This is a genomic window from Klebsiella sp. 2-CIP_Kleb. (genome assembly GCF_050378715.1).
Taxonomy (GTDB): Bacteria; Pseudomonadota; Gammaproteobacteria; order Enterobacterales; family Enterobacteriaceae; genus Klebsiella; species Klebsiella quasipneumoniae.
In genome coordinates, this window is sequence record NZ_JBNRLG010000002.1 from 503,610 (window position 1) to 519,399 (window position 15,790).

19 protein-coding genes are annotated in these 15,790 nt (G+C 57.6%); 4 read left to right on the forward strand and 15 right to left on the reverse strand.

Annotation, left to right across the window (positions count from 1 at the left end; translation table 11 throughout):
- Positions 1 to 34 precede the first annotated feature (34 nt).
- Together pagP and cspE are read left to right on the forward strand one after the other, a co-directional pair.
- The gene (gene pagP, locus ACQUTP_RS10305; RefSeq protein ID WP_004885852.1) at positions 35 to 553 is read left to right on the forward strand and encodes a lipid IV(A) palmitoyltransferase PagP; all 519 of its coding nucleotides are present in this window, start codon (positions 35 to 37) and stop codon (positions 551 to 553) included.
- 194 nt (positions 554 to 747) lie between these two features.
- Positions 748 to 957: a transcription antiterminator/RNA stability regulator CspE gene (gene cspE, locus ACQUTP_RS10310; RefSeq protein WP_002439184.1), complete on the forward strand. Its 210-nt coding sequence runs from the start codon at positions 748 to 750 to the stop codon at positions 955 to 957.
- Between the two features lie 66 nt (positions 958 to 1,023).
- Here cspE and crcB read toward each other — a convergent pair whose 3' ends face one another.
- Positions 1,024 to 1,407, reverse strand: a complete 384-nt coding sequence (gene crcB, locus ACQUTP_RS10315; protein WP_002894459.1) for a fluoride efflux transporter CrcB — start codon at positions 1,405 to 1,407, stop codon at positions 1,024 to 1,026.
- A gap of 89 nt (positions 1,408 to 1,496) precedes the next feature.
- Here crcB and ACQUTP_RS10320 point away from each other — a divergent pair, with 89 nt between their 5' ends.
- Complete coding sequence (locus tag ACQUTP_RS10320) at positions 1,497 to 2,285, forward strand: deaminated glutathione amidase (protein WP_285755666.1); 789 nt, start codon at positions 1,497 to 1,499, stop codon at positions 2,283 to 2,285.
- A 242-nt stretch (positions 2,286 to 2,527) separates the two neighbouring features.
- On the forward strand, positions 2,528 to 2,734 hold the full coding sequence (gene tatE / locus ACQUTP_RS10325; RefSeq protein WP_004885862.1) for a twin-arginine translocase subunit TatE: 207 nt from the start codon (positions 2,528 to 2,530) through the stop codon (positions 2,732 to 2,734).
- A gap of 180 nt (positions 2,735 to 2,914) precedes the next feature.
- Here the strand turns inward: tatE and lipA are convergent, their stop codons facing one another.
- The 14 genes from lipA to lptE all read right to left on the reverse strand — a co-directional run bounded on the left by lipA (position 2,915) and on the right by lptE (position 15,788).
- The gene (gene lipA / locus ACQUTP_RS10330) at positions 2,915 to 3,880 is read right to left on the reverse strand and encodes a lipoyl synthase (RefSeq protein ID WP_004885864.1); all 966 of its coding nucleotides are present in this window, start codon (positions 3,878 to 3,880) and stop codon (positions 2,915 to 2,917) included.
- Between the two features lie 180 nt (positions 3,881 to 4,060).
- Positions 4,061 to 5,020, reverse strand: coding sequence for a YbeF family transcriptional regulator (locus ACQUTP_RS10335; protein ID WP_017899088.1), 960 nt, complete (start codon positions 5,018 to 5,020; stop codon positions 4,061 to 4,063).
- Between the two features lie 130 nt (positions 5,021 to 5,150).
- On the reverse strand, positions 5,151 to 5,795 hold the full coding sequence (gene lipB / locus ACQUTP_RS10340) for a lipoyl(octanoyl) transferase LipB (RefSeq protein ID WP_004885871.1): 645 nt from the start codon (positions 5,793 to 5,795) through the stop codon (positions 5,151 to 5,153).
- Between the two features lie 104 nt (positions 5,796 to 5,899).
- Positions 5,900 to 6,163: a DUF493 family protein YbeD gene (ybeD, locus tag ACQUTP_RS10345; protein ID WP_002894474.1), complete on the reverse strand. Its 264-nt coding sequence runs from the start codon at positions 6,161 to 6,163 to the stop codon at positions 5,900 to 5,902.
- Between the two features lie 112 nt (positions 6,164 to 6,275).
- Complete coding sequence (gene dacA, locus ACQUTP_RS10350; protein WP_017899089.1) at positions 6,276 to 7,475, reverse strand: D-alanyl-D-alanine carboxypeptidase DacA; 1,200 nt, start codon at positions 7,473 to 7,475, stop codon at positions 6,276 to 6,278.
- Between the two features lie 139 nt (positions 7,476 to 7,614).
- Positions 7,615 to 8,757, reverse strand: coding sequence for an endolytic peptidoglycan transglycosylase RlpA (gene rlpA, locus ACQUTP_RS10355; protein WP_043521635.1), 1,143 nt, complete (start codon positions 8,755 to 8,757; stop codon positions 7,615 to 7,617).
- Between the two features lie 11 nt (positions 8,758 to 8,768).
- On the reverse strand, positions 8,769 to 9,881 hold the full coding sequence (gene mrdB, locus ACQUTP_RS10360; RefSeq protein ID WP_004885876.1) for a peptidoglycan glycosyltransferase MrdB: 1,113 nt from the start codon (positions 9,879 to 9,881) through the stop codon (positions 8,769 to 8,771).
- Positions 9,881 to 11,782 (reverse strand): peptidoglycan DD-transpeptidase MrdA, encoded by a 1,902-nt coding sequence (mrdA, locus tag ACQUTP_RS10365; RefSeq protein WP_004885880.1) that lies wholly within the window; start codon positions 11,780 to 11,782, stop codon positions 9,881 to 9,883. Before mrdA ends, mrdB begins: the two co-directional genes overlap by 1 nt.
- 27 nt (positions 11,783 to 11,809) lie before the next feature.
- A complete protein-coding gene (rlmH, locus tag ACQUTP_RS10370; RefSeq protein ID WP_002894620.1) occupies positions 11,810 to 12,277 on the reverse strand; it encodes a 23S rRNA (pseudouridine(1915)-N(3))-methyltransferase RlmH in 468 nt (155 codons plus the stop codon).
- Positions 12,278 to 12,280: 3 nt separating this feature from the next.
- Positions 12,281 to 12,598, reverse strand: a complete 318-nt coding sequence (rsfS, locus tag ACQUTP_RS10375) for a ribosome silencing factor (RefSeq protein ID WP_002894623.1) — start codon at positions 12,596 to 12,598, stop codon at positions 12,281 to 12,283.
- Positions 12,599 to 12,821: 223 nt separating this feature from the next.
- A complete protein-coding gene (locus tag ACQUTP_RS10380) occupies positions 12,822 to 13,451 on the reverse strand; it encodes an adenosylcobalamin/alpha-ribazole phosphatase (protein WP_004885883.1) in 630 nt (209 codons plus the stop codon).
- A gap of 72 nt (positions 13,452 to 13,523) precedes the next feature.
- Entirely contained in the window at positions 13,524 to 14,174 is a 651-nt protein-coding gene (gene nadD / locus ACQUTP_RS10385; protein ID WP_023319968.1) for a nicotinate-nucleotide adenylyltransferase, read from the reverse strand.
- Positions 14,167 to 15,198 carry a DNA polymerase III subunit delta gene (gene holA / locus ACQUTP_RS10390; protein WP_004885888.1) on the reverse strand — a complete coding sequence of 344 codons (1,032 nt, stop codon included), beginning with the start codon at positions 15,196 to 15,198 and terminating at the stop codon, positions 14,167 to 14,169. The genes nadD and holA overlap by 8 nt, the downstream gene beginning before the upstream one ends.
- Complete coding sequence (gene lptE / locus ACQUTP_RS10395; protein WP_004885890.1) at positions 15,198 to 15,788, reverse strand: LPS assembly lipoprotein LptE; 591 nt, start codon at positions 15,786 to 15,788, stop codon at positions 15,198 to 15,200. The genes holA and lptE overlap by 1 nt, the downstream gene beginning before the upstream one ends.
- Positions 15,789 to 15,790: the final 2 nt, after the last annotated feature.

Genomic DNA, 15,790 nt, shown 5'->3' on the forward strand with positions numbered 1-15,790 from the left:
ATTGTTTTCTCTTGGTTTTTTAGGATGGTTATTGGTGTCCGGAAACGCCAGCGCGTCGTTTTCATCGACCCTTAGCGAAGGTTACCATACCTTAAGTAATAACGTTGCGCAGACCTGGAACGAGCCAGAGCACTATGATCTGTACGTTCCAGCCATCACCTGGCACGCGCGCTTTGCCTACGATAAGGAAAAGACGGATAAGTATAACGAACGTCCGTGGGGGGCCGGTTTCGGCGTCTCCCGCTGGGATGAGAAAGGGAACTGGCACGGTCTGTACCTGATGGCGTTTAAAGACTCTTTCAATAAGTGGGAGCCCATTGGCGGCTACGGCTGGGAGAAAACCTGGCGCCCGCTGACGGATCAGAACTTCCGCCTCGGTCTCGGCTATACCCTTGGGGTGACGGCGCGCGATAACTGGAACTACATTCCGATTCCGGTGATCTTGCCATTAGCGTCAATAGGTTACGGTCCGGCAACGTTCCAGATGACCTACATTCCCGGCACCTACAATAACGGTAACGTTTACTTCGCCTGGGCTCGCATACAGTTTTAATTCGCTAAGTCTTAGCAATAAATGAGATAAGTGACGCGTCTTGTGGAAAAACAAGGACTAAAGCGTTACCCACTAAAAAAGATAGCGACTTTTATCACTTTTTAGCAAAGTTGCACTGGACAAAAGGTACCACAATTGGTGTACTGATACCCGACACAGCATTAGTGTCGATTTTTCATATAAAGGTAATTTTGATGTCTAAGATTAAAGGTAACGTTAAGTGGTTTAATGAGTCCAAAGGATTCGGTTTCATTACTCCGGAAGATGGCAGCAAAGATGTATTCGTACACTTCTCTGCAATCCAGTCCAACGGTTTCAAAACTCTGGCTGAAGGTCAGCGCGTAGAGTTCGAAATCACTAACGGTGCCAAAGGCCCTTCTGCTGCAAACGTAATCGCTCTGTAAGCAACGCGTCAGTAGAATATAAAAACCCGCTAAACAGCGGGTTTTTTTTGCCTGTTGATTACGCCTTTAGCGGCTGGCGGCCTGCGAGAAGAGCCAGAAGGCGACAGCCGTCATGGCAAACGAACCCAGCAAGTTCACCGCAACGTTGAGGAGCGCCCAGCTCACTCGCCCCTGCTGCAGAAGAAACACCACTTCCGCAGAGAAGGTGGAAAAGGTGGTCAACCCGCCGCAGAAACCCGTGGTGATCAGTAGCTTCCACATCGGGTCAATGCCGGTCAGTCGATTAAACCACGCCAGCCCGGCGCCGATCACAAAGGCGCCTAACAGGTTGGCGGTCAGCGTTCCAATAGGGATAGCATGGTGCACAGGATTGAGCTTCATGCCGAGCCACCAGCGCAAAACGCTGCCGGTGCCGCCGCCAATAAAAACGGCGCAAAGAAGTTGAAACACGGTCGTTTCCTGCTATTTGATGTAAGAGAGTGTCAAGTGTAGCGCGCAACGGGCGCAATTGGCTATTCATAACCTGACGGGAGAAAAACATGCGGGTAGCGGCAGGGCAGTTTATCGTCACGCCAGTATGGCAGACGAATGCGCACACTTGTGTGGCGATGATGCAGCAGGCGGCGCGTGAAGAGGCGGCGCTGCTGGTGCTGCCGGAGGCGTTGCTGGCACGTGATGACAACGACCCGGATCTGTCGGTGAAATCGGCCCAAACGCTGGATGGGGCGTTTTTGCAGCTGCTGCAGGCCGAGAGCGCGCGTAACGGCCTGACGACGATCCTGACGCTGCATGTGCCGTCGGGGGAGGGAAGAGCAACCAACACGCTGGTGGTATTGCGTGAAGGGAAAATCATTGCCCATTATCACAAACTTCATTTATACGACGCCTTCGCAATGCAGGAGTCCCGGCGGGTGGATCCCGGCCGGCAAATTCCCCCGGTGATTGACGTGGCGGGATTTCGCGTTGGCCTGATGACCTGTTACGATCTGCGTTTTCCGGAACTGGCGTTGTCGCTGGCGCTGAACGGTGCGCAGCTGCTGGTGCTGCCCACCGCATGGGTGAAAGGGCCGCAAAAAGAGCATCATTGGGCGACGCTGCTGGCAGCGCGCGCGCTGGACACGACCTGCTACGTCGTGGCGGCAGGCGAATGCGGGACGCGTAACATCGGGCAGAGCCGCATCATCGATCCGCTGGGGACCACCGTGGCGGGCGCGGGGAGCGAGCCGCAGCTGATCTATGCCGATATTTCCGCAGACTACCTTACGCGGGTTCGCGAGCGTTTGCCGGTGCTGCAGAACCGACGGTTTGCGCCACCGCAATTATTGTGACGTTTTTTTAAACAAGGCTTGATTCACCTTGTTACAGATTGCTATTGTGTCCGCGCGCCAAATACCCGTATTGTTTATCCCAATAATTCGCTGTGCACGTCAGGACGGACACCCCAGCGCTCACTCCCGGAGGGGAGGCCTCGGGCTGAATCACGCGGCCCGCGCACAGGTGGATTACAATATGACGGATAAATACGTGTATGATGGCGTATTCGCAGCTTGTATAGAGAAGAAGGTTAGCTATGGGTGAGATTAGTATTACCAAACTGCTGGTAGTTGCAGCACTGATTATCTTAGTGTTTGGTACCAAGAAATTACGTACGCTGGGCGGCGACCTGGGTTCGGCTATCAAGGGCTTTAAAAAGGCCATGAACGAAGATGACGATAGCGCGAAGAAAACCACCGCTGAAGACGAAGTACCGGCGCAGAAGCTCTCTCATAAAGAGTAATTCTCCGGCTGCGTCCCCTGGCGGGATGCGGAAGGTTCGGCGAAGAGGCCGCGACGTTTACGTTGCGGCCTTTGTCGTTTTTATCGACGCCGCGCAGGAAAGATGCAACTAATTGTTACGGGAAGGCGAAGCGGAGAGCGCCGCTGCGCCGGGAAGTGACGCAGCGGGAGAAGCGGCAGGTTATTTAACTTCCATCCCTTTAGCCTGCAGGTCGGCATGATAGGAAGAGCGAACGAAGGGGCCGCAGGCGGCGTGGGTGAAGCCCATCGCCATGGCTTCTGCTTTCATCTCTTCAAACTCTTCCGGACTAACGTAACGCTGCACTGGCAGGTGGTGACGGCTCGGCTGCAGATACTGGCCTAACGTCAGCATGGTGACGCCATGACGGCGCAGGTCGCGCATAACTTCGATGATCTCGTCGTTGGTTTCGCCCAGACCCACCATCAGACCGGATTTTGTTGGGATCTCCGGGTGCGCTTCTTTAAAACGCTCCAGCAGCTTCAGCGACCAGTTATAATCCGCGCCCGGACGCACCTGACGATAGAGGCGCGGTACGTTTTCGAGGTTGTGGTTGAAGACGTCCGGCGGGGTCACCGTCAGAATCTCCAGGGCGCGATCCATGCGGCCGCGGAAATCCGGGACCAGCGTTTCGATTTTAATCGTCGGGTTTTTCTCGCGAATGGCGCTGATGCAGTCGGCAAAATGCTGTGCGCCGCCATCGCGCAGGTCGTCACGGTCCACCGAGGTGACCACCACGTAGCGCAGCCCCATATCGGCGATAGTTTGCGCCAGCTTCTGTGGCTCGTTCGCATCTGGCGCGACCGGGCGGCCATGCGCGACGTCGCAGAATGGGCAACGGCGGGTACAGATCGCGCCGAGGATCATAAAGGTCGCGGTACCGTGGTTGAAGCATTCTGCAAGGTTCGGGCAGGAGGCCTCTTCGCATACGGAGTGCAGGCCGTTCTTACGCATCGCTGCTTTGATTCCCTGGATACGGGACGAGTCTGCCGGAAGTTTGATTTTCATCCATTCCGGTTTTCTGAGCAGAGCTTCACGCTCAGTTGCCACGTTCTTCACCGGGATAAGGGCCATTTTATCGGCGTCGCGGTACTTAACACCGCGTTCCATCACAATGGGTTTACTCATAGCGTGCGTGTTCCAGTTGCGAGTCACGAAGGAAAGCGAATTAATTCAATGAAATGTTGCAATTATCAACTATTTTTGAATCAAGAGCAGGCAGTATACCATTGAAAAGGGGCAGAAAGCAGCCTGCCTGCCCGGCAAATTGTAAAATAGTTGTTGTTTTATCCTTTTCCCTTCCGTGCGCTACGCCTTAAACGCCTGGATCACGGTCTCAATGATCTCTTTCAGCAATGGCTCTTTCCCGCTCTGCTTATTGAAGTGCAGCGCAACATCAATCTGTTCTTCCCGCAGGGAGGGAACATCCAGGGTTTGCAGCGGCCAGAGACGGGATACCATGGCGAACAGGCGCTCGGTGGTTAGCCCCAGCATATCGCTCTCGGCGATCATTGCCGCCTGGGTCAGCAGGTTGAAGGTGCTGAAACCGCAGCGGCGCTCGCCCATCTCCTCCTGCAGTCGACGATGCAGCGTAGGGTAGCGCTGGCCTTCAGGCAGCAGCAGCGCAAACTCGTATTGCGCGAGCGCGGATTCATCTTGTGGACCGTCCAGCGCAGGATGCCCAGCGCGGCAGTACATCTGCACCCGATCCTGATACAGCACGTGATGGCTTAGCGCCTGACCGCTGTGCAGATGGGTGTCGATTAACAGATCCACCTGGCGCTGGTCGAGCTGCCGCGCGGCGTCGGTAAGGGCGATGTTGTGCAGCAGGATCTGCGGAAAGGCCGGCTTCAGCGCGCTGGCCAGGCAAGGCATCAGCAGCGCCCCCATGGCTGGCGTAGTGGCGATAGTGATCACCCGCTGCTGGTCCGGGCTGCCGGTGATATCCAGCGCGCTAAGGAAAGCCTCCATACCGCGGCTGATGTACTGGTGAAGGTGGGTGGCATAGGCAGTGGGCGTCACGCCCTGGCCTTTGCGGATAAACAGCGGATCGGGGAACAGCGCCCGCAGTTTGTTAATTGACTGGCTAATGGCCGACGGCGTGATATTGAGTATCTTCGCGGCATTGACGATACCTTTGTGTACATACACGGCTTCGAAGATGGTCAACAGATTGAGGTCAATATTACGCAGGATGCGAAACATCTGACGGTCGTAACGTTCGTCCTGTCTGTCAGGAGATTCTGACGGCGGCGTATTCTCTGGCACGCGATGAGTCCGGTTGGGAATGATAGGCCAAGTATAGCGGCCCGCGGCGTTGCCGTGCGTGACAATTGATTGCAAAAATAATGTGTTACTTGTTCAGCCCCCCGCCGTAAGCGGGGCGCTGCTCTGCCGCTTAACCCTGAGGCAGGTATTCGTGCGGGGGATGGTTCAACAGCGCCAGCAGATTGGCGACCAGCCGCGGAGCGACAGTCTCCGGGGTGGCTTCCGGTAGCCACTGACGCATTTGCGTCATCTCCATACCGGCATAGCCGCAGGGGTTGATACGCAGAAACGGCGTCAGATCCATCGCGATATTGAGCGCCAGGCCGTGGAAAGAGCAGCCTTTACGGATCCGCAATCCCAGAGAGCAGATTTTGCGATCGCCGACGTAGACGCCAGGGGCATCGGCGCGGGGGTGCGACTCAATCCCATATTCGGTAAGGGTATTGACGACCGTTTGCTCCAGCAGCGTCACCAGTTCACGCACCCCCAGCTTGCGGCGCTTGAGGTTCAACAGGACGTACATTACCTGCTGTCCCGGGCCGTGATAGGTTACCTGGCCGCCGCGATCGCTTTGGATCACCGGAATATCACCGGGCACCAGCAGGTGTTCCGCTTTGCCGGCCTGACCCTGGGTGAAGACCGGGTGATGTTCTACCAGCCAGATCTCATCGAGGGTATCTTCATCACGGGCGTCGGTAAATTCATGCATCGCCTGCGAGACGGGTTCGTAAGGTTGCAGGCCAAGCTGCCGGATTAGAATTTTATTGTGCTGCAAAACAACATCTCCGCCGGGAAGAGAGAATTCAGGTCGGGGAGTATATCACAGCCGTGTGAAAGGGAATGAGAAGACCCGGCACGGCGGCCGGGTCAGGGAAAGGGTTACAGCACCATCCGAACGATATCGATATTGCCTAACTCTTCGTACAGCGTTTCCACTTGTTCAATGTGGGTGGCGTTGATGGTGATGGAGACCGAGTGGTAGTTACCTTTGCTGCTCGGTTTTACTGACGGCGAGTAATCACCAGGCGCATGGCGCTGTACCACTTCCACCACCTGATCAACCAGCTCAGGCAACGCCTGCCCCATTACTTTGTAAGTAAATGGCGTAGGGAATTCAAGCAGTTCGTTAAGTTTGGTTTTCATGTCAGCTCCGGTGTTACGACAAAATAATAACTCCCACCAAGGGCGGGAGTTATCAGGTTACTTGGATGAATAGTATATGGGGATGGAAATCACACTTTCAAGCGTTCGATTTTTAACCAAACCAGTGGTGGAACATTAATTTAATGTAATCAATAATTTTACCGAAGAAATTACCTTCCGGAATTTCCTGCAGCACCACCAGCGGGCGCTGGTCAATGGTTTTACCATCCAGCTGGAAGTTAATGGTGCCGACGACCTGGTTTTTCTGCAGCGGGGCATGCAGCTCAGTGTTATTCAGCACGTAGCTGGCTTTCAGATCTTTCATCCGGCCGCGCGGGATGGTCAGGTAGACGTCTTTATCCACCCCCAGCGAAGCGCGATCGCTGTCGCCGAACCAGGCTGGTTCGGATGCAAACTCTTTGCCGGCTTTAATCGGGTTGACGGTTTCGAAGAAGCGGAAGCCCCAGGTCAGTAGTTTTTTGCTTTCCGACTCACGCCCTTTGAACGTCCGGCCGCCCATTACCGCCGAGATCAGACGCATCTGGCCTTCGGTGGCGGAAGCGACGAGGTTGTAGCCTGCTTTGTCGGTGTGGCCGGTTTTGATGCCGTCGACGTTCAGGCTGTTATCCCACAGCAGGCCATTACGGTTCAGCTGGCGGATGCCGTTGAAAGTGAACTCTTTCTCACGATAGATCGAGTATTCGTTCGGCACATCGCGGATCAGCGCCTGGCCAATCAGCGCCATGTCGCGCGCCGAGCTGTACTGGCCGTCAGCGTCGAGGCCGTGAACGGTCTGGAAATGGGTGTTTTTCAGGCCGAGGGCGTTGACGTAGTTGTTCATCAGGCTGACGAAGGCATCCTGGCTGCCGGCGACATAGTCGGCCATCGCCACGCAGGCATCGTTACCGGACTGCAGGTTGATACCGCGGATCAGCTGGGAAACCGGCACCTGCATCCCCGGTTTGAGGAACATCAGGGAAGAGCCTTTGAATACCGGGTTGCCGGTGGCCCAGGCGTCGTTGCCGACGGTGACCAGATCGGACTCTCTGAATTTGCCCGCTTTCATCGCCTGACCAATAACATAGCTGGTCATCATTTTGGTCAGACTGGCCGGGTCGCGGCGGGAGTCGGCGTTGTTTTCAGCCAGCACCTTGCCAGAATTGTAATCGATAAGGATCCAGGATTCGGCGTCAATCTGCGGGGCGCCTGGGATCATCGTTTTGATATTCAGGTCATCGGCGCGGGCAGCGGAGGAGAGCGCTGCAACGGAGAGCGCCGTGATGAGTAAACGAGCGGTGAAAGAGGTCTTCATGGTCAGAACAACGGCATCCGTGATGGAGTTAAAAAAAGTGCCTTACTATAGCAAATGCTCTGCGGGCCAGCATCCGACATTGCGCATGAGTTTGTTAATGACTTTTACATGCGCAAGGTGAACGGGCTGCCCGCGGCCTTTAGTTGGCGCGAGTAATAAAGGACTGCAGCTGCGCTTCGCTTTGCAGGCGCTGCTGAACGGCGCTGGCCTGCGCCTTGTCGGCAAATGGTCCCAGCTGAATACGCCACACCGCGCCGTTTTGCATGACCCGGCCTGGCACAGAGAACTGCTGGCTCAGACGCTGCTGATACTGCTGCGCCCGCGCCTGGTCGCTCACTGCGCCCACCTGGACGACAAAGTTACCGCTGGCGCTGGAGGTGGCGGAAGAGGAAGCGGCAACGGCGCCGGCGGCTGCGGCCGCTGCGGGCGCGACGCTACCCTGGATGGAGCCGGGGGCGGTCACCGGCGCTGCTGGCGTGGCGCCGGCGGCAGGTGCGGTCACGGTGGCGGCCGCGGGTTCGCTGCTCTCCAGCACGCCGCTGTTCAGCGGCGTCGGGGCGCCGAGGAAACCGCCGCTGTTCACCGGAGCGCCAACGCTATCTTCCGGCTTCAGCGTGCTGTTGCTGATCGGGCGAACGTCAGTGGGCGCAGGCTGGTTCATGCCAGCAGCGTCACCGCCGTCCAGATTCGGACGGGCGGGCAGAGCGTAAGTCTGTTTGGCGACGGTGGTACAAGCCATTCCCGGGCCGGAAAGCGAACCGTCAGGCGCGACGATGATGGGGTCGATACGCACTTTGGTGTTGTTCGAGGTGTTCAGGCGGTCGGCGGACGCGCGCGAGAGCGAGATAACCCGATCGTTGCCGTAGGGACCGCGATCGTTAATCCGCACGACGATCATGCGCCCGTTGGCGAGGTTGGTGATCCGCGCATAGCTCGGGATCGGCAGCGTCGGGTGCGCCGCGGTCAACTGCGTTGGGTCGAAGGTTTCACCGCTGGCGGTCAGGTTGCTGTTGGGTTCCGCGTCATAGATCGCCGCGAAACCGGCCTGAGTAAAGTTTGCCGGATCCTGGACGATTTTGTAGCGCTTACCGTCGCGCTCATAATCCTGATTCGCCGTCGCGTTCGGCGTTTCATACTGCGGATCGGCGCCGCTGATCTCAACCGTCGGGCCATTACAGACGGCCGGCTGTGGAGTACTGACCGTCTTTTGTTGCACGTCATCACTCGAACATGCCGCCAGCAGCCCCGCTGCTATGCAGATCCCCAGCCATTGCTTACGCATTGCGAACCCCTTTAAACGCTTTTCGACAACATTTTTCTGTGGGTATGGATCGACATCACGATACCAAACCCGGCCATCAATACGATCAGGGCGGAGCCCCCGTAGCTCACCAGCGGCAACGGTACGCCCACCACCGGTAAAATACCACTCACCATACCAATATTTACGAAGACATAAACGAATAAAATCAACATTAAACCACCGGCCATGACCCGGCCAAAGGTGGTCTGCGCCTGAGCGGCGATCCACAGTCCGCGCATGATCAGCAGAATATAGAGCGCCAGCAGGATCAGCACGCCAATCAGGCCCAACTCTTCGGCGAGAACGGCGAAGATAAAGTCGGTATGGCGTTCCGGCAGGAACTCCAGCTGCGACTGGGTGCCGTGCAGCCAGCCTTTGCCGCGCAGACCGCCAGAGCCAATGGCAATTTTAGACTGAATAATATGATACCCCGCGCCCAGCGGGTCGGTTTCCGGATCAAGCAGCATCATCACGCGCTGGCGCTGATAGTCGTGCATCAGGAAGAACCACAAAATCGGGATAAAGGCGGCGACCAGCACCACCGCAATGCCGATCAGTCGCCAGCTGAGGCCGGAGAGGAACAGCACAAACAGACCGGAGAGGGCGATCAGAATCGAGGTCCCGAGGTCAGGCTGCGCCGCCACCAGCAGCGTCGGCAGAAAGATCAGCACCAGGGCAATACCGGTGTTCTTCAGCGAAGGGGGGCAGACGTCGCGGTTAATAAAGCGCGCCACCATCAGCGGCACGGCAATTTTTGCAATCTCCGACGGCTGAAAGCGGACGATACCGAGATCCAGCCAGCGCTGCGCCCCTTTGGAGATGGCGCCGAAGGCGTCGACGGCCACCAGCAGAATAATACAGAAAATATAGAGATAGGGCGCCCAGCCTTCATAGACCCGCGGCGGGATCTGCGCCATGACGATCATGATCACCACGCCCATGGCGATCTGGCCGATTTTACGCTCCATCATGCCGACGTCCTGACCGCTGGCGCTCCAGATAACCAGTGCGCTGTAGGTCAGCAGCGCCAGCAGGATCAGCACCATGGTGGGGTCAAGATGGATCTTATCCCACAGCGATTTTTTGTTCGGATTATCCGTCATTATTGATCCTCCCCTGCGGTCACCGCCGGGTTTTCGCTTGGTAGCGTGGTGTTGTTATCGCCCAGCATGATGTGATCGAGGATTTGGCGCATAATCGTACCGACCGCCGGGCCGGCACCGCCGTTTTCCAGGATCATCGCCACGGCAACCTGCGGGTTGTTATAAGGCGCAAACGCCGTCATCAGTTTATGGTCACGCAGACGCTCAGAGATTCGGTGCGCGTTATAGGTTTCGTTGGCCTTCAGGCCAAACACCTGGGCGGTACCGGACTTGGCCGCGATTTTATACGGCGCGCTGGCGAAATACTTGTGCGCGGTGCCGTTGCCGCGGTTGGCCACGCCGAACATGCCGTCTTTGGCGATTTCCCAGTAGCCGGAATGAATGTCGCCTACCGGCGGCTCATGAGGCTGGACCCACGGAACGGGCTTGCCGTCTTCCACGGTGCTTTGCAGCAGGTGCGGCACTTTCACCACCCCGTCGTTAATCAGGATCATCAGCGCTTTGTTCATCTGGATCGGCGTGGCAGTCCAGTAACCCTGGCCGATGCCCACCGGAATGGTGTCCCCCTGGTACCAGGGTTTCTTAAAGCGTTTGAGCTTCCATTCGCGGGTCGGCATGTTGCCCGAGCGCTCTTCGGCAAGGTCGATACCGGTATAGTGGCCGTAGCCAAACTTGCTCATCCACTCCGCGAGGCGATCGATGCCCATGTCATAGGCGACCTGATAGAAATAGGTATCCGCGGACTCCTCAAGCGCTTTGGTGACGTTCAGGTGGCCGTGGCCCCATTTTTTCCAGTCACGATAGCGTTTTTCCGAGCCGGGCAACTGCCACCAGCCCGGGTCAAACAGGCTGGTATTGCGGGTGATCACCCCGGCGCTCAGCGCCGAGACGGCGACGTACGGTTTGACCGTCGATGCCGGCGGATAGACCCCTTGCGTCGCACGGTTGACCAGCGGCGTGTTCGGATCGTTGAGCAGGCCGGAGTAATCTTTACTGGAGATGCCGTCGACGAACAGGTTCGGGTCGTAGCTCGGCGTCGAAACCAGCGCCAGAATGGCGCCGGTACGCGGGTCGGTGACCACCACTGCGGCGCGGCTACCAGCCAGCAGCGTTTCGATATACTGCTGCAGCTTGAGGTCAAGGGTGAGGTAGATGTCGCGTCCGGCCTGCGGCGGCACCTCTTTGAGCTGACGAATCACGCGGCCGCGGTTGTTCACTTCAACCTCCTCGTAGCCGGTCTGACCGTGCAGGACGTCCTCGTAATAACGCTCAATACCCAGCTTACCGATGTCGTGGGTCGAGGCGTAGTTGGCCAGTTTGCCCTCTTTATCGAGGCGGTCGACGTCTTTATCGTTAATTTTCGAAACGTAGCCGATGACGTGCGTCAGCGCCGAGTTATAGGGATAGTAACGGCGCTTGTAGCCTTTGACTTCCACGCCGGGAAAGCGGTACTGGTTGACGGCAAAGCGGGCCACCTGCACTTCGCTGAGGTTGACCTTTACCGGAATCGAGGTAAAGCGATGGGAGCGGGCGCGCTCCTTTTTGAAGCCGGCGATATCATCGTCGGTTAAATCGACGACGTCGCGCAGCGCATCCAGCGTTTGCTGCACGTTATCGACTTTCTCCGGCATCATCTCCAGCTGATAAATGGTGCGGTTAAGCGCCAGCGGAGTGCCGTTACGATCGTAAATAATGCCGCGGCTCGGCGGGATCGGCACCAGCTTGATGCGGTTTTCGTTCGAACGCGTCTGATAGTCGTCGAAGCGAACGATTTGCACATTGTACAGGTTGGCGATCAGAACGCCGGTAAGCAGCAAAATCCCCAAAAAAGCGACCAGCGCCCGGCGCACGAACAGCGAGGATTCAGCCGTATAGTCGCGGAAAGAATTCTGTAATTTCATTCGCTGCTCAGTCTACCCTGATCATCATTACTCACGGTGGTACGGATGGTTGGTGGTAATGCTCCACGCCCGATACAGGCTCTCGGCCACCAGTACGCGCACCAGCGGGTGAGGTAAGGTGAGGGTGGAGAGCGACCAACTCTGTTCCGCCGCTGCTTTACAGGCTGGAGAGAGGCCTTCCGGGCCGCCGACCAGCAAACTGACGTCGCGCCCGTCCTGTTTCCAGCGTTCCAGTTCGCGCGCCAGCTGCGGCGTATCCCATGGTTTACCCGGAATATCCAGGGTCACGATGCGGTTTTTACCGGCAGCGGCTAACATCATCTCGCCCTCTTTTTCGAGGATGCGCTTGATATCAGCGTTCTTGCCGCGCTTACCGGCTGGGATCTCCACCAGTTCGAACGGCATATCTTTGGGAAAACGGCGCAGATACTCGCTAAAGCCGGTCTGTACCCAGTCCGGCATTTTGGTGCCAACGGCCACCAGCTGCAACTTCACGCATTAACTCCAGAGTTTTTCCAGCTCGTACAAACGACGGCTCTCTTCCTGCATGACGTGAACCATCACGTCGCCGAGGTCGACGACGATCCAGTCGGCGGCGGCTTCCCCTTCAACGCCCAGCGGCAGCATGCCGGCGGCGCGGGATTCCTGAACCACGTGGTCGGCGATGGACATCACATGACGCGTGGAGGTGCCGGTGCAGATAATCATGCAATCGGTGATGCTGGATTTGCCATGTACATCAATGGCAACGATGTCCTGACCTTTCAGGTCATCAATTTTGTCGATAACAAAATCCTGGAGTGCTTTACCCTGCAAGTGTTCCCCCTGGGTGCGTGAAGATTGATAATCATAAAGAGCCTGACAGTATACCTGAACTGATGAAAAAGTCGGGTGAAATGTCTGTCGGCAGGCGTTCGCGGCGGGGTATCATCCCATCCCTCGCCGAGGATTGCATCGCCATTTTTGTAAAACAATTTTCTGCAAAGCGGCTTTGGCGGATGCTGCCTGGCAGCGGAGAATAGCAGCCTGCTCTGGCCTGTCAATGGTTCGGCGGGAATTCTTCTTCCGACTGCCAGACGGCCTGGCTATTTAATACCCGCAGGGTGGTGAAATCGTGGCGGATTTCGAGCAGGCTCCAGGCGCCATGGGCTATCGGAAAGTGCCACATCGCCGCGGCGGGCATCTGCAACAGCAGGGCGGTCAGCAGGCTCAGAACGCCCTGATGGCCGACGATCAGCAGATGGTCAAGATGGCGGCAGTCGGTCAGCGTGGGGATAAACTCGCTGACGCGGCGGGCAAAACGCTGAAAGCTTTCGCCGTTAGTGGGGGCCGCGTGCTGCCAGTCAGCACACCACGCGGCATAGTTTTGCGCATCTTCTCGTTGAAGGTCGCGATGATGACGCATCTCCCAGTCGCCGAAAAACATCTCATTGAGCGCGGCATGGCATTCGCGCGGGATAGCGCGATCGCCAAGCAGCAGATCGGCCGTTGTCCCGGTCCGCGCCAGCTCGCTACAGAAGACTTTATCGAAAGGCACCGCGCGCAGCCGTTCGCCGAGCGCTCGTGCCTGAGCGACGCCTCGCGGCGTCAGGGGCGTTGGGGCATGGCCGCTGTATAACCCGGCAACGTTGGCTTCGGTTTCGCCATGGCGAACTAACCATAATTTCATGAACAGGCTCTGACGGGCGATGGAGAGGTGGCGTTACGATAGCGCTTTTTTCGCGCCAGGCCCAGCGCGGGGTCAGCAATAGAGACCCTGCTCGCGGATGTAGTCCAGCACCGCGGCCGGCAGCATCTCGGCGCAGGACTCGCCGCGCTCGAGGCGCTGGCGAATGATCGTCGCCGAAATATCGAACCACGGTGTCTCAGCCAGGTAGATCACGCCGGAAGGGCGGCGATGCAGAGATTCCACATCGTGGGTTAAATGGCGATCCAGCCAGCGCTGATCGGCCTCATGGGCCATGGTCAGTGGGTAACCCGGCCGGCGGCAGACAATCAGGTGGACATTGTCGAGGATGGTTTCATAGCGGTGCCAGGTGGGAAAGGTGAGCAGCGAATCCTGGCCAATGATAAACGCCAGCGGCTTGTGCGGCCCCTGCTCCTGGCGCCACTCCTGCAGCGTTTGCGCCGTCCAGGAGGGGGTATCGCGCTGCAGTTCGCGTTCATCGAGCGTGAACAGCGGCTTATCGGCAATCGCCAGCTTCAGCATGTGCACGCGCTGGGCGCTGGTGGCTTCCGGTTGTGGACGGTGCGGCGGGACGTTATTAGGCATGATGATGACCTTGCTCAGGCCAATCTGATTCGCCAGGATCTCGACCGGCTTGAGGTGACCATAATGCACCGGATCGAAGGTGCCGCCATAGATTGCCTGTAAGTGAGTCATATCAACCATCAATAAAAACGTCCGCCAGGGCTTTGTGGCAGAGCAACAACGAAAGACTTTCCAGTTCGGGCCAGACGTCGTACCCGTAATCCTGTTTAAAGGTCAGTTCCGCGCGGGTCAGAAGAGTCACCGCCTGGCGAAGCTGTTCGCCGCTCAGTCTGGCGAGGGCGTCGCTGAGCAGCTGACGGCGGTTTTGCCAGACCCGATGTTTATCAAACAGCGAACGCAGCGGCGTCTGTGCCGACTGGCGCTTGAGGGTCACCAGCAGCAGCAGCTCCCGCTGTAGCGTACGCAGCAGGATCGCCGGCTCGCAGCCTTCAAGACGGAGCTGCTGCAGGACGTGCAGCACGCGCTTACTTTTGCCTGCCAGTAGGGCATCGACCCAATGGTAAGGGGTAAAGTGTGCGGCATCGTTCACCGCCTGCTCAACGCGGGGCAGCGTCAGCTTACCGTCCGGCCAGAGTAGCGCCAGACGCTCCAGCGCCTGCGCCAGCGCCAGCAGATTGCCTTCGTAACAGTAGCACAGCAGCTGGCTGGCCGCGTCGTCGAGCTGCAGCTGATGCTGTTTGGCCCGGGCGGCAAGCCAGCGCGGCAGCTGCGCGTATTCCGGCGTCTGGCAGCTGACCTGGACGGCGCGCTGCGCCAGCGCGGTGAGCCACGCGGCATTCTCCTGGGCTTTGGTCAACTTACTACCGCGAACTATCAGCAGCAGGTCGTCGTGCAGCAGACCGACCAGCGTCGCCAGCTGTTCGTTGATCGCCGCGTTGGGGCCATTCTCTGGCAGGATTAGCAACAGGGTTTGCCGGCTGGCAAACAGGCTCATCGCCTGGCTTAAGGCGAAAAGCGCCTGCCAGTCGGTGCTGTTGTCGATAGAAAAGGTATGGTGTTCGGTAAAGCCTTGTGCGGCAGCGGCTTCGCGAATAGCGTCCTGGCTTTCCTGCAATAGCAAAGGATCGTTGCCAAGCAGCAGATAGGCCGCGCGCAGCCCTTCAGTGAGCTGCGCGCGGAGCTGTTCCGGGTACAACCGAATCATCATTGACCCAGCGTGGTGGAGACGCGGTTACCCGAGGACGCCGGCGCGGTGCTGCCCGCGACCGGTTTTTCTTCCTGCTGGGTGGCTTCAACATCCGCTACCTGAACGCTTGGTAGTTTACGAATCAGCTGTTCCGCCGCTTTATCGTACATTTCCTGGATAATCATATCCTGCTCGGCGTCTTTGGCTAACGCCGCCTGCGGGTTATCAAAGAACGAACGATAGACCTTAGTGGTTATCGGATAGATATCGTGACCCGGGATCAGAACGCTGGCATGGACGGTCATGACCATCTGATATTCCGCCGTACGACCGTCCTGGAACACCGAGGCCGTATCTTTCTGAATCGACGAACCATCGAGGCGCAGAGAAGGGACATCTTTACGCAGCGTGCTGGCGTCGATCAGTTCCACGCCGTTAAGACGCAGCTGATTGCGCACCGCGCGGCTTAATGGGCCATTCGGATCGCTCGACTGGAAAATCATGGTTTTCATGGTGGTGGGCACCTTGGTAGTGCTACGCAGATGCCAGCCACAGCCGGCGGTGGCAAGCACCGCCAGAGATAACAACATTGTTACCAGATATCGCACGC